Annotated in this window: 12 protein-coding genes; 9 read left to right on the top strand and 3 right to left on the bottom strand. The window is 48.1% G+C overall.

Features of this window, described 5'->3' with window-relative positions; genetic code table 11:
- Positions 1–5: 5 nt before the first annotated feature.
- Positions 6–1,904: a putative glycoside hydrolase gene (locus tag OZ401_RS13455; protein WP_341470987.1), complete on the bottom strand. Its 1,899-nt coding sequence runs from the start codon at positions 1,902–1,904 to the stop codon at positions 6–8.
- A gap of 474 nt (positions 1,905–2,378) precedes the next feature.
- On the opposite strand from OZ401_RS13455, the gene OZ401_RS13450 reads away from it, so the two are divergent.
- The 5 genes from OZ401_RS13450 (at position 2,379) to OZ401_RS13430 (ending at position 7,488) form a co-directional block, all read left to right on the top strand.
- Complete coding sequence (locus tag OZ401_RS13450; RefSeq protein ID WP_341470986.1) at positions 2,379–3,401, top strand: branched-chain amino acid ABC transporter permease; 1,023 nt, start codon at positions 2,379–2,381, stop codon at positions 3,399–3,401.
- Positions 3,402–3,414: 13 nt separating this feature from the next.
- A complete protein-coding gene (locus OZ401_RS13445; RefSeq protein ID WP_341470985.1) occupies positions 3,415–4,566 on the top strand; it encodes a branched-chain amino acid ABC transporter permease in 1,152 nt (383 codons plus the stop codon).
- Positions 4,567–4,572: 6 nt separating this feature from the next.
- Positions 4,573–5,355: an ABC transporter ATP-binding protein gene (locus OZ401_RS13440; protein WP_341470984.1), complete on the top strand. Its 783-nt coding sequence runs from the start codon at positions 4,573–4,575 to the stop codon at positions 5,353–5,355.
- Between the two features lies 1 nt (position 5,356).
- Entirely contained in the window at positions 5,357–6,061 is a 705-nt protein-coding gene (locus OZ401_RS13435) for an ABC transporter ATP-binding protein (protein WP_341470983.1), read from the top strand.
- A 62-nt stretch (positions 6,062–6,123) separates the two neighbouring features.
- Positions 6,124–7,488: an ABC transporter substrate-binding protein gene (locus OZ401_RS13430; protein ID WP_341470982.1), complete on the top strand. Its 1,365-nt coding sequence runs from the start codon at positions 6,124–6,126 to the stop codon at positions 7,486–7,488.
- 75 nt (positions 7,489–7,563) lie between these two features.
- Here the strand turns inward: OZ401_RS13430 and OZ401_RS13425 are convergent, their stop codons facing one another.
- Entirely contained in the window at positions 7,564–8,553 is a 990-nt protein-coding gene (locus OZ401_RS13425; RefSeq protein WP_341470981.1) for an ABC transporter substrate-binding protein, read from the bottom strand.
- Positions 8,550–9,383 carry an ABC transporter permease gene (locus OZ401_RS13420; protein WP_341470980.1) on the bottom strand — a complete coding sequence of 278 codons (834 nt, stop codon included), beginning with the start codon at positions 9,381–9,383 and terminating at the stop codon, positions 8,550–8,552. Before OZ401_RS13420 ends, OZ401_RS13425 begins: the two co-directional genes overlap by 4 nt.
- 231 nt (positions 9,384–9,614) lie before the next feature.
- On the opposite strand from OZ401_RS13420, the gene OZ401_RS13415 reads away from it, so the two are divergent.
- The 4 genes from OZ401_RS13415 (at position 9,615) to yabN (ending at position 14,376) form a co-directional block, all read left to right on the top strand.
- Entirely contained in the window at positions 9,615–11,174 is a 1,560-nt protein-coding gene (locus tag OZ401_RS13415; RefSeq protein ID WP_341470979.1) for a C40 family peptidase, read from the top strand.
- A gap of 91 nt (positions 11,175–11,265) precedes the next feature.
- Complete coding sequence (gene purK / locus OZ401_RS13410; protein WP_341470978.1) at positions 11,266–12,417, top strand: 5-(carboxyamino)imidazole ribonucleotide synthase; 1,152 nt, start codon at positions 11,266–11,268, stop codon at positions 12,415–12,417.
- An 18-nt stretch (positions 12,418–12,435) separates the two neighbouring features.
- Positions 12,436–12,846 carry a hypothetical protein gene (locus OZ401_RS13405; RefSeq protein ID WP_341470977.1) on the top strand — a complete coding sequence of 137 codons (411 nt, stop codon included), beginning with the start codon at positions 12,436–12,438 and terminating at the stop codon, positions 12,844–12,846.
- 15 nt (positions 12,847–12,861) lie between these two features.
- Complete coding sequence (gene yabN, locus OZ401_RS13400; protein ID WP_341470976.1) at positions 12,862–14,376, top strand: bifunctional methyltransferase/pyrophosphohydrolase YabN; 1,515 nt, start codon at positions 12,862–12,864, stop codon at positions 14,374–14,376.
- Positions 14,377–14,399: the final 23 nt, after the last annotated feature.

The following is a 14,399-nucleotide window of genomic DNA, read 5'->3' as shown; positions in this document are numbered from 1 at the left end:
ACCTCCTAGCTGCGTTGGACGGACGGAATAACAGTGGTAGAATACTTTCCGGTAGCATTCCAGAGAGTCCAACCGGATGCACCAGTAGCAATTGCTGCATCTATCTGCTCTTTGACTCGTTCAGGAGTATGCTTCACCGGAGGTAGCGCGAAATCCTCTAGCCACGGGCGATAACGTGCCACTGCTGCCACCTTAGCCTCAATTAGATTAGAAATCTTGCCGCTACGTGTGATAATCTCACCGGGATAGTTCCCTACCGGACCGGGAAATTTTGTCTGATCAAGCGTACCGTTTTGGAAGTGGGTTGCATAGACCATCGGGCAAATGTAATCCGCCATCAGTATCAGGTTATTATATTGCTGCCCGATACCCACATCATCGTTTAACCATAGACTATAGCCGAATACATCCAGCGAAAAATAAGTATTGGTATAGCGTAGAGCTTCATAAGCTTTGCTTACGGTGCGCTCGATAACGTTGGTACGCATCTTTTCGTTTTCCGTCTTACCCAGTACCGACCACGAAAGCCCGTTGCCATAATCAACATCAGCCAATTTACCATCGGTGGGAAAGCGAATATAGTCGAATTGTAATTCATCGAATCCAAGTCCGGCGATTTCTTTGGCAATTTCTACGTTATAATCGCCCACTTCGGGTATGAGTGGGTTGGGCCATACCAAGTCACTCAAATCTTTCCAAGGCTGCCCGGTATTGCGGTTACGCAACGCCCACTCCGGTTTGGCTTTGGCAAGCGCCGGGTCACGATAAACTACCATGCGGGCTACTACATATAGACCTGCTTTATGAGCATCGTCCAGCAGTTTGGGAACATCAATTAAATCTTTGCGGGGATAACTATTCACATCATAAATTAGCCCCAACTGATTAGCAAGAGGATTTTTGCTGTCGAATAGGAGTTTACCGGTATCATCGTGCTTCATATCTACCACGATGGCATTTATCTTGCCCTGCCGCGCCAATTCAAGGTACGGAGTGAAAAGGGTATCATAGTTAGGTTTGAGCGCAAAAATGCCCGGTACTTCAACACCCTGAAACTTGAAGGGCACAAGTTTTATATCAGCTTTAGCGGCTTGGTCTATCGGGAAGGTTTGTATTTTATAGCCGGGGGCGCGTATTTTAAGTTGCACACCCGCACCACGCGGGGCATCATTCATATAATATTTGCCGCTACGATCGCCGGATACACTGCTACCACTTCCTGCGGCGGTAGTGCTTCCCACAATAGAAAGATAGGCGTTTGGCACACCCTTGCCGGTTTCGACATCCAGAATCTGCCCACTGAGAACGGTTGAACGCACTGGAATGGTCATAACCGAATCCAGTTTGGTGAGATCCACCGGCACTTCCGTCTTCTCATAGCCGATAAGCTGCACTTTTAGCTTCTCATCAGCAGTAATACGCGAGAAGGTAAAGCGCCCTTCCGCATCCGTGATGACGCTACCAAGGCTGCTAGATTGCACTAAACGATCTGCAATTGGCTTCTGGGTATCGGTATCTATAAGTTGCCCATTGAGAATATTGGGCTTAAGTTGCATAGACAAAGAGGGTTGCTTAATGGATAAAGCGGCAGGGATATAACCGGGGGCGACCACATTTACAGGACTCTGTGGAAGCGATTGAGTTATAGTAAAAGTGCCACTAAAATCTACTTCAGCCAGCTTATTGTTACCCGCCATTATGGTAGCGCTTAGAACCGGAGAACCGGTAACAGAATCGAGAACCTTGCCCGTAATCAAAGGCTTTGTGTCTTTTCCGGGTTCTGAGCGACTAAAGAAAAATGGTATAACGAACTGCCACAACAGAAAGAGAACAACCACCCCGCCCAGACCTGCGGCTATTGTCATACCTCCCGGTCCAAGCATGTTGGTTCTTTTTCTACTCAATGTTAGAGTTCCTCCATTTATTATGTGCGCTGAATCTTACTGATTGCACTTGATATAACCCTGAAAATACTCGTGCAACATCGCAAGATTCAACAACTATCTAGCAGCATTAGCAGAGCAATAATTAAGCCATATTAAAGCAGTTTATCAAGGGCTGTCAAGTTTTAATGTTTGACAGGTTCAGAAAAACAGAAAGAAAGAAACACACCGACTCAATTTTTAATATTTTTTTAATCTCTACTGAATAATTTCAAGGTCAAAATAGCCTATTTCACAACGGAATAATTGTGCAAAGATGCTTATATTATGGTAATCTTTGCGATAATTCATACAATCATAGGGATTGGTTAGTTTTATATCCCACGCTGTCGAGAGAAAGAATGCCGGGTACGCAACCGGCTCCGAATAAGTAAACCCACGCTTCATATAGTTAGTTATATTACTGGTTTAAAACTTAATAGCTCGGGGGAGACAATGTCTGCTTTGATTACTGCCTACCTTGCTGATGCTCATGGCGCTGCTGTGGCAACCATTTTGGCTGATAGTGGCAAGGGTTTTGATTTGGTTACACTTGGACGTAACATTGTTAATGGACTGACGTTTGGTAGCATTTATGCGTTAGTTGCACTTAGTATCGTGCTGATTTACAAATCTTCTGATGTGGTTAACTTTGGAACTGCCGAAATGGGCATGTTCGCTACCTTTGTTTGTTTCTCCTCTCTTAGTATTTTGGTTGGGCGGGAAGGTAATATTCCACTACCGGAAACCATCGGATTGGGCAATTATCTAATTGCAATTCTCTTAACACTGGTTTTTGCCGGTTTATTAGGATTGGTAATTGAGCGCGTACTATTGCGCCCTTTGAGTAAAGCGCCGGTTTTAAGCCAAATAATGGTCACTATCGGTCTAGGTGTTTTCCTTTATGGACTTGCCAGTTTCATTTGGAAAGCCGATAACAAACCATTTTCTCAACTGGATGTGGTCAAAAGTGCGGACATCCGCATTAATGTGGACAATTCTTTCATCTCGATAACGGGTGAAATGATCACCGCAATGCTTATCGGGGCGGTATTATCGCTACTGCTCTATCTTTTTTTCAAATTTACGCTGGTCGGCACCGCAATGCGTGCAATGGCTCAAAATCCTACCACCGCCAAACTCATGGGCGTAAATGTAGGCTTTCTGACCGGGTTAACTTGGATGATTGCCATGATGCTATTGGCAATCGCCGGGGTACTGGTTGCGCCAAAAATTTCACTGTCGCCGCTGATGATGGCTAATGTGGCAGTTCTTTCCTTTGCCGGGGCGGTACTTGGCGGTATGACCAGTTTGGTAGGTGCGGTAGCAGGGGGGTTGTTGGTAGGGATTATTGATAATTTAGTGGGCTTCTACCTACCTGATGGCTTGCGATCAATGCTCGCGTTTCTGATTATCGTAGTGGTACTTACCTTCAGACCTAACGGCTTATTCGGCAAAGTCGTTAGAAAGAAAGTATAGGGGTTTCAAAACAATGAATAAAATATCCAATATAATTTACGATTTGTTGCGAAAACCCTATATCGGTTTACCCTTGCTAGGCATATTTCTGATCACATTGCCGGTAACAATCACCGTAATTCCAATGTTTCAAGGTAACAACTACACCTATTCATTGCTTAGTCAATGGGTTATTTTGAGTGTGATTGCGATTGGCTTGAATCTGTTGGTAGGTTTAACCGGGATGATTTCGCTAGGACATTCTGCTATATTTGCCTTTGGCGGTTATGCGGCAGCCTATCTGGTAGTAAAAGTCTCTTTACCTTACCCAATTGCCATCGTTTTTGCCGCTATAGTCGGGGGATTAATCGGCTTATTGCTAGGTCTCCCGGCGTTAAAACTGAGTGGCTCTTATCTAGCGGTAGCAACTTTTGGCTTCGCAGTAGCCGTGCCAGAATTTCTATCGCTTAACGAGCAATTTAATGACATCTTCAACGACCCGAACGACCTAGCTACCAAACTAGGGGTGGTGAAGGTTGAAAAACAATATCTTCCTATATTCGAGTTTACCAAAAGAGACGACCTCTCAAGATACTATCTCTTTCTTATTATCGCTGCTGTAATGGTATTTCTGGCGATAGGGTTGTGGAGAAGCCGCACCGGGAGAGCGTTCCGCGCCATTCGTGATAGCGAAACGGCAGCACAAGCAATGGGGGTGCATATTGGGCGCTATAAAGTGCTGGCATTTTCCCTTAGCGGAGTATTCGCCGGGGTAGCCGGGTCTATGTATATGGCACAGATTGGGCAACTCGATGCTAAAGACTTGCAATTCGGCGCAGCAGAGTCAATACTCTTTCTGACTGCCATCATTCTGGGCGGTTTAGGCTCAATCCCCGGAGCAGTTATCGGCTCAGGCTTGCTGGTAATCCTGCCTGAACTTACAAAATCTCTCAAAACCCAGTTAAGGGATATAACCGGAACTTCCATCGAGAACTTCGAGTCGCTTTTCTACGGCTTGATAATAATACTCTGTGTCTTCTACATGCCTAATGGAATTGTTGGAGCTTTCAAGAAGTTGTCTGATTGGATGCGCGGTAGTGGGCAAGAACCGATGAATGACCCATCCAAAGAAAATAACCTGCCAACATCGGAAGAAGTAATTAGCGAAGCGCGCAAAGGAGTCTAGACGAAAATGAGCGAGACTTTGCTGGAAATACAGAATATCGAGATGACTTTCGGTGGGTTGAAAGCAATCAGCGATTTCAGTATGACCGTTAAAAAAGGACAGATTGTAGGCTTGATCGGACCAAACGGGGCAGGGAAAACCACCGTGTTTAACTGTATCAGCCGATTTTATAAGCCCACCAAGGGGCACATCGTGTTTGAGGGACAGGATTTAACCACTAAAAGAACCGATGATGTGATCAAAATGGGGGTGGCGCGCACTTTCCAGAACGTTGAATTGTTCAAGAGCATGACCGTGATGGAAAACCTGTTGTTAGGTCAGCACACCCGCATGCGAAACACGGTAATAGAAGACGCGCTATCGTTGCCTTCCAGCCGTTCCAGCGATAAGAGAAGCACCCAACGGGCGTTAGAAATATTACAGGAACTAGGGATTAAGCAATATGCCAATAAGCCAGTTGCTATGCTGCCTTTCGGGGTGCAAAAAATGGTGGAAATGGCTAGGGCGTTGGTTTCTAACCCAAAGCTCATTTTGCTGGACGAACCCGCAGCAGGTTCAAACCCGAATGAAACCAATAAATTGTCCGCCCTGATTAAACATGTCCGCAACGCCTATAACGTTACCGTGCTGCTGGTAGAGCATGATATGTCGTTGGTGATGGACATTTGTGAGCAACTATATGTGCTGGACTTTGGCAAAAAAATTGCCGAAGGTGCGCCAGCCGAAATCCAGGCGAATCCGGCAGTTATCGAGGCGTATCTGGGTGAAAAGGAGGAGGTTCTAGATTAGTATGCTGAAACTTCACGACATTCACACTTATTACGGTCGGATTCACGCCTTAAAGGGAGTCAGCATCGAAGTACAAGATGGCACAATTGTCACGCTGCTGGGCGCAAACGGAGCAGGCAAAACTACGATGCTGCGCACTATCTCCGGTATAGTTCCGGCATCTGCCGGTAAAATTGAATATGACGGCAAAAACATCGAGAAATCGCCACCTCAAAAAATAGTGCAGCAAGGCATTGCGCAATCACCTGAAGGACGACAGGTTTTCACCGAACTGACCGTGCTGGAAAATCTGCGGATGGGTACTTACCCACGCAAGGATAAAAGCGAAGTCAATAAAGACTTTGATATGATTTTTAACTATTTCCCACGCCTCAAACAGCGGATTAACCAACTTGCCGGAACACTTTCCGGGGGTGAGCAACAAATGTTGGCAATGGGGCGAGCGTTGATGAGCCGTCCAAAAATACTTTTACTAGATGAACCTTCATTAGGGCTTGCGCCTTTAGTAGTGAAGGAAATTTTCCATATTATTCAAGAAATCAACAAACGGGGCGTTACTGTTCTGCTCGTAGAACAAAACGCATACCAAGCTTTACGTATTGCCCATTACGGCTATGTGCTGGAAACGGGCAGAGTAGTGCTTCAGGGTACGGGAGATGATTTGCGTCGCAACGATGAAATCAGGCACTCATATCTTGGCAGATAGGTTCTTTTAGTTAGCACAAAGCAGAGGTGCTTTGTGAAAGTTCACAGAGAGGAGACACTTGAATGAAGCGAATTAAATCGCTAAAACTTGGAGCTATGATTGCGCTCATGTCCTTATTGACCTTGTTAATGGCAGCCTGTGGTGACAATACCGCTACGCCTGTTCCTGCTACTACCGCCGCTGCTACAAAAGCTGCTACCACTGCCGCTGCCGGTACTACCGCCGCTGCTGGCGCTACCACTGCTGCTGGTGCCACAACTGCCGCTGGTGCCACAACTGCCGCTGGCGCAGTTCAGACTGTTGCTCCGGTAGCAAATGGTAACAAAACCGGCGTAACCGATACCGAAATCAAAATCGGTAGCTCAACTCCTCAATCCGGTGGCGCTGCTGCTTACGGTATCGTATCCCGCGTACAGGATGCTTACTGGAAGGAAGTAAACGCAGCGGGCGGTATTTATGGTCGCCAAATCAAGTATCTTTACGAAGATGATGCCTACGCGGCAGCACGTTCTCAGGCGAACATGAAGAAATTCGTGGAGCAGGACAAAGTGTTTGCGGTAATGGGCAACATCGGTACTGCTAATAACCTTGCATTTAAGGATTATTTGCAGGAAAACGGCATGGTTCCGAATGTCGGTTTCGCTACCGGTTCTGGCTTGCTGGTTAACCCGACAGGTTTCCAGAAGAATGCTTTTGGGGTGTTGCCAAACTACACTTTTGAGGGTAACATTCTGGCGCAATACGCTGCCGATACCTTGAAAGTCAAGTCCGTTTCGGTTTTGTACCAGAACGATGCATTTGGCAAGGAAGCCTACCAGTCCTTCGTCAAGAAAGCTAAAGAGCTTAAGCTTGAAGTGAAAGCGGAAGTGCCATACGAAGCAGGCGCAACCGACCTTAGCTCACAGGCTCTGAAGTTGCAACAAGCGGGCGCGGAACTGGTATTTGTGAACGCAGTACCCGGCCCGGGCGCAACCGCAGTTAAGGAAATGGACAAACTCGGCTACAAACCCAAATTGGAACTGGCTTATGTAGAGAACGATGTTCAGTTCTGGACTAACGCAGGTACTGCGGCTGAAGGCGCATATACCACTTCTTTTACTCCTCTGCCGGACTCAACCGATCCGAAAGTAGTCAAGTTCCGCGATTTTATGAAGCGGGCATTGCCTAACGAACAGGTAGGTAACTTCGCATTGTGGGGTTACATCGGCGCTCAGATTATGGAAGAGGGCTTGAAACGTGCCGGTAAAGACCTGAGCCGCGAATCTTTGATTGCCGGGCTTGAGTCTTTGGATAACTGGACTGGTAGCGCTTCGGTAACTCCTATTACCTACGGTAAAGACAATCGCTCACCGTTCAAATCGCTGTTCTTCTTGCAGCAAAAAGACGGCAAAACCGTCAAGGTAAGCGACCCAATCGAGTACAAGTAGTCTCTTTGAATAGTAGCCCCACCCCTCAATTTATAAGGGATGGGGCTACTTTTTATTTACGCAACTTGCGATTCCCTATCTAATTGCTTTTTGGTTATAGCGATTGGTAACGAAATCCTCCGGTTTGAGCCAACTCGCCGTAATATCGCCACGCTTGAGCATATAATCCAACCAGAACTGCGCATCCTCAGGCACCACTCTAGCATCCGGCTGGAAATGATAGGTGGGAATATACTTAGCTTCTACGCCGGTATATTTAGCAATAATCGGTTTTGCCTCGTCCTGATTCGCCTCAATCCACGCTACCGAATCGGCAATTCCATTTGCAAAGGCGCTCGCCGCCTCAGAATTATATTTTGCCCAAATGCTATTGACGAAATGAACCGTGAATTGCTTTTTGCCGAACACATCAAAGGCGGTAAAGAGCGGGATTAATTGCTGCCCTTGCTCTGCCTTGGCAAAAGCGGTATAGGGTTGCATCAGACCGATCATATCCACTTGACCAGAGGCAAGCGCCGCCGCCTGTCGCTCAAAGGGAATTAATACAAACTCCACATCTTTTTCAGTAAACCCTGCTTTTTCCAGTGCCATAATCGCGGTGTAGTGGAAACTAGATTTCCAAAGGTTTACCGCAACGCGCTTGCCCTTCAAATCTTTTACGGATTTGATAGCCGGGTCTTTGACAAAGTATTCCTCAAGCGGTTGGTCACCCACCGCCGATTGGATATCCGTAACGCCCATCACCGGAATCCCGCTGGCGGCAGCATTAATTATGGCGGGGATGCTGGACAAGCCCGCTTCGGCGCGTCCGGTAGAAACTGCCTGAATCGCGGTTGGTCCACCCAAGGAGTCGCCGATTATTTCCACCTGTAGCCCGTATTTAGAGAAAAAGCCCTTATCAATCCCTACATAAACCGGGTCGTACACCTTGAAATTGACATAGCGTAGGCTATATTTCGCGGCAGTTGCGCCGGGAGCAGTAGTGGGCGTATCCGAGCAAGCCGTCAGCAAAAGGGACAGCATTAGCACAAAAACGGTGGCAATACGAGCGTAAGAGTACTTCATAAATACAGTTTCCTCTCCGTAATATTCTGGATAAACAACAAGCTTGTATTCATAACAAATCCGGTTAGGGCAATCAGCAGGATAGCGGCGTACATCTCAGGGTAATGAAATGTCTGCGAACAAATTAGAGTATAAAAGCCCAACCCTTTAGAAGAACCAAGCATCTCAGCCGCTACCAACGAAATCCATCCGCCCCCCACTCCAATGCGCACCCCGTTTAATATAGAAGGAAGCGACAAAGGAATAGAAACATTTTTAAGAATATTCATCCGTCCTGCGCCATCCAACATAGCAGCTTCAATTATTTCGCGCTCTACATGAGTAAGGGCGTGATAAGTGGATAGCAAAATGGCAGGCCAAGCCGTCCAGAAAATCACGAAAGATTTAGCCCATACGCCCAAACCCAAAATCAGTAGCAGCAGTGGGAACAGGGTAAGAGCCGCCACCGAACGCACTGTATCTGCTACCGGCAGCAATAATGCTCTAGCTATCAGACTTTCCGCAATCAGCAGCCCGAAAACAAAACCAAAAAGAGCGGCAATTGCCAGTCCAATCAGAATGTGTTGCATACTGTAGAGCAAATGGTCAAGCGCTTCGCCGGAAAGGATAATACGTACCAACGCCGGGGCTATTTTTGTCACAGGCGAAAAGTAAGGAGAGTTAAGGTTATTGGCAGCAACTTCCCACGCTACCAGAATTATTACAAAGCCACCCGCATGCCATAGTGGATTCAACGCCGCTTTACCCTTATTTATGGGTTTTGTAGGCGAATCCGGAATATGGGTGTAGCCGCTTATAGATTCAATCGCACTTTGAGTTTCTGTGAACATTTCTTTATCTCGTAATAACTCGTAATGACGCACTTTTTGAGCTTTTCGAATGAATTATAAAGCCTTTTAGGGTAGTTCGTTGCAAAGCAATTCTCCCTCACTAAATCCACAAAAGTAGAGGAAAATACAGTTTAATGGGTATTCCTGAGCCATTCGCTTATTTGACACGCATCAAGGGGCATGCTACTATGCCCGCGAACCTGACTTTTGGTTGTATAGGAGGTTTTAATATTGAGTTGTAAATCCCAAATGAGGGGAATTACATCTGGTCTTTATCTAAAGTCCCGAGAGTTTTTCACCAGTCTCCTCGTAGCAGTAATAGTTCTTCTTTCTTTATTTATTCTGCCACTTTCTAGTGTACATGCTGAAAACGGTTTGAAAGCAGGTACACAGGCTCAAGTAAGCGGCACCAATGGCGACGGCGTAAGGTTGCGCGAGCAGCCAAGCAGCGATTCCGGCACAATCAGCATGCTAGGTGAAACATGGCGCGTTACCATTCTGGGCGGTCCCTTCACCGATTCTAAAGGCAATGCTTTCTATAAAGTCGAATGGGCTGGCAAAACCGGCTATGTAATGACCCAATATCTCAGCCGCGCCGGAACAGGCGGTATCGCACCGGGTAGTCAGGTGCGTATTACCGGAACTGGGGGTGATGGGGTAAATATGCGGGCGCAACCTAACGCAGGTTCGTCGTTAGTGGCTACACTTGGTGAAAACTGGCTCGCCACAGTGCAGGGTGGCCCTTTTAAAGACAATCAGAGTAACAGTTTTTATAAAATCGAATGGGCTGGCAAAACCGGCTATGTAATTACCGACTATCTAATTTTTGCCGGACGCGGCGCTACTACTGCCGCTGTTGCCTCCAACCTGAAAATCGGGGGGCAAGCGCGGGTTAGTGGAACCGATGGCGAGGGAGTACGAATGCGCCAGCAATCGAACCCGCTCTCCGGTACGCTCGCGATTCTAGGTGAAACATGGTTGGTTACGGTATTGGGTGGCCCTTTCAATGACAGCCAAGGCAACAGTTACTACCGAGTAGAGTGGACAGGCTCTGTAGGTTATATCAGTAGTAAATACCTCACTACTGCCAGTAACAACGCGGTTGCCGGTACGGGCGGTTACATGCGAATATCCAATACCGCCGGCGACCCCATTCGCTTCAGGACAGGGGCAGGCAAGCAATTTGTCGAAAACGGTTTCGTCTATGAAGGGCAAGTTTTAAAACTGTTGGCAGGTCCTTTCAAGGATTCAGCCGGAACAACTTGGTATAAACTGGATCGCAACGGTGAAGTGGGTTATGTGGATGGCGCATTCTTGCAGCGTACCAATAGCGCTGCCACCGCCGTTACTTCTGCACCAGCACAAGCAGTAAATCAAGTAAAAGCGATTCCCGCCCCACCCACCAATGGCTCGCTTGGTAGTAGGATAACTAACTACGCGCTGCAATTTGTAGGCTATCGTTACATTTACGCCGGCTCTAGCCCAGACATTGGCTTTGATTGTTCTGGTTTTGTGTACTGGGTAATGACTCAGGTAGCAGGAGTAAATCCGGGGCGTAGTGCTGCCGCAAATCTGGCAGCCGGGGTAGCAGTACCGAAAGACAGCCTGCAACCGGGCGACATTCTGATTTTTGCCAATACCTATATGCCCGGTCCTTCACACACCGGAATTTACATCGGGGGCGGACGTTTCGTTCATGCCGAAAACGAGAGTTCGGGCGTAACGATTGACTACCTTAACGACTCGTATTACGGTCCTCGCTTCTACGCAGCGCGGCGGGTAGGTGTATAGAAAAAGCGGTTGTTGTATAATAGCCCAATTGAGAGTAACCTTTGGAGGCGACGCTACATGTCGCCTCTATATTTTTGATAACGGATAACAGATGAACTGGAACCTACCAAATGTAACCATCGGGATTCTAGGAGGCGGACAACTGGCGCGAATGTCAGCTTATGCCGCTAGTCGATTGGGAATGCGCGTAGCAATACTTGAAGCGGAAGAAAACAGCCCGGCAGGACAGATTTCAGCCTATGAGTTCTCCGGCAAATGGAGCGACCGGGAATTGCTGAAACGGTTTGCAGCTGCCAGCGATGTTATTACACTTGAAAACGAGTTTGTCGATTCTCAAATATTGCGTGAACTGGAAGCGTTGGGAAAGCCGGTATATCCCTCTGCCTTAACGCTGGCGCTGGTGCAGGACAAGGCTCGGCAGAAGCAAACAATAGCCAGCGCCGGTTTGCCGGTTCCCGCTTTTGCCAGAGTACAACAAGCAGCAGAGGTGGAAAAATTCGCGGCGGAATACGGTTACCCGCTGGTGTTGAAAGCACGGCGCAACGGCTATGATGGGCGTGGAAACTTCACCATCATGAACGCAGCAGATATAGAAGAGGGCTTTATACGGCTCGGCGCGCCTGAGCGCAGCCTCATGGTGGAACAGTATATTTCGTTTTCCAAAGAACTGGCGCTTATGGTAGCCCGCAACTTGCGAGGGGAATCCGCAGTTTACCCATTGGTGGAAACAGTACAGAAGAATCACATTTGCCATATTGTAACCACACCCGCCGCCGTACCGCCTTCGGTGGCGGAGAAAGCTGCCGAAATCGGACGCAAGGCAATCGAGTCAATCGGTGGAATCGGGATTTACGGTATCGAAATGTTTTTAACCGCCGACAACCGGGTAGTGATAAATGAGTTAGCACCACGCCCACATAACAGTGGACACTACAGCATCGAAGCTTGCCGCACCTCACAGTTTGAAAATCATCTACGCGCCGTGCTAAACTTGCCGTTGGGTTCACCTGATTTGATAGCGCCCGCCGCAATGGTTAATCTTTTAGGCACAAATAATGCGCCGGTCTCGGCAAAGGGCATGGAGAAGGCACTGGCAGTACCCGGCGCAAATATCCACATCTACGGTAAAAAGGATTCGCGACCGGGGCGCAAGATGGGGCATATCACTGCCCTTGCGCCGGGTGGAACTGTCGCAGATGCACTAAAAATTGCGCAGGAAGCGGCTGGATATCTTGAGTTTTAGCCATAAATAGATAATCCGATGAACGATACTTTATTCTTAATCTTTGCCGGAGCGTTAGGAATTGCCGGATTGGTATTCGTGGGTATATTCACTTACCGTCTGCTGCGAGTGCCGGAAATGGGCAAATTAGGACGCAGGGTTAATCTGGTTATTCTGGCGTTGGCGAGTATAGCGGCGTTGGTAGGGACGGGTTTCGCTATAACAACAAGCGGACGCGCTGCCGATTGGGGTAATTTCATTGCCAGCGCCACACTTGCTATCACGATGTTATGGCTGGCGGCACAAGGCTTTGGTGTCGGTTTCAAACAAATGAACGAAGATGGAATAGGTTTTTTGCGCTTCTTCCAGCTTGGGAGCAGTATTGTATTGTGTCTTGCGCTTGTGCCTACATTTAACGCCTTGCTCACGTGGGCAACTATCAACAAATAGGTTATGTAAAGTAAAATGGAAAATCCTCCAACCGTTAAAATCATAGTTATTGGGTTGGGTCCCGGCAATCCCGATCATCTAACGTTTGGCGCGTTAAGAGCTATGCGCGAAGCCGGAACGGTCTGGCTACGCACTGCCAAACATCCCACCGTTTCGCATTTGCCACCCGAAGTTAAGCTAGAGTCGTTTGATGATTATTACGACCGATTCGAGAGCTTCGAGGCGGTTTATGGAGCGATTGTCGATAGGCTGTTGGCAATAGCAAAAGAGAGCGCAAAACCGATAGCTTATGCCGTACCGGGTCATCCATTAGTGGGCGAAAGTAGCGTAACCCGTCTGTTGGCAAAAGCGCGCGAGGCAGGGATAGCAATTGAAATCGTGGATGGCTTGAGCTTTATCGAACCCGCGCTTGATGTGCTGACGCTTGACCCTTTACAGGATAGCCTGACGATTCTGGATGCGCTGGAACTGGCGGCACGTCCTGAAAGTCATCTGCCCCGCGAGAAGGGGCTAGAGTTACCGATTTTGCGCCCGTTGCTGGTGGGACAGGTGTATAACCAACGGCTTGCCAGTGCAGTTAAACTGGCGCTTATGGAAGATTATCCCGATGGGCATCAGGTTACACTGCTACGGGGGGCAGGTGTGCCGGGTGAACAAGCGCGGTTGGATATTCCCCTCTTTGAGCTAGACCGACACCCCGAATGGACTGACCACCTAACCTGTGTGTATGTGCCACCTTTGCCGATTCTTGAAGCAACAGGCAGTTTCGCCAATGTGCAATATATTCTGGCGCGACTACGCGGACCGGGAGGCTGTCCTTGGGATCGTGAGCAAACCCACACCAGCTTGAAACGCTACCTAATAGAAGAAACCTACGAAGTGATTCATGCGCTGGACGAAGCGCCGGAGAAATTGGTAGAGGAGTTCGGTGATTTGCTTTTGCAGGTGGTACTCCACGCCCAAATCGGGGCGGACGAAGGCGAGTACGATATTCGCGAGGTAATGCGTGAGCTTTCCCTCAAGATGATTCATCGCCATCCCCATGTATTCGGAGTAACCAACGTAAATGGCGCAGAAGAAGTGGTGCATAACTGGGAACAGCTCAAAAAAATTGAACGGGCGGGAAAAAGCGAAGAAGAGCAATCGGTGCTAGGGGGCGTACCACACGAAATGCCCGCGCTGTTACAAGCGCAAAACTTGCAGCGCAAAGCCGCCAGTCTTGGTTTCGTCTGGCGCAATCTAGATCAGGTGCTAGACAAACTGGTAGAAGAAATTGAGGAGGTGCGCCACACCACCAACCATGAGGAATTAGTCGAGGAAATCGGCGACGTGTTCATGGTAATGTGTGCGGCTGCCCGTGACCTAAAGGTGGATGCAGAGGAAGCCTTGCGCCTTGCCAATTTGAAATTTCGCAAGCGTTTCACCGAGTGGGAAAAGCTATTGCATGAACGCAATTTGGACGGTCACAAAATGGAACTGCCCGAACTGGAAACGCTCTGGCAGGAAGCCCGCAAAAGAGCCGGGAAATGATGGGTAGAGAACGAACGCACCGA

This window comes from Candidatus Chlorohelix allophototropha, from assembly GCF_030389965.1.
GTDB classification, from domain to species: domain Bacteria; phylum Chloroflexota; class Chloroflexia; order Chloroheliales; family Chloroheliaceae; genus Chlorohelix; species Chlorohelix allophototropha.
Note: the sequence above shows the minus strand (reverse complement) of the source record. Positions and strands in the feature narration are given on the sequence as shown.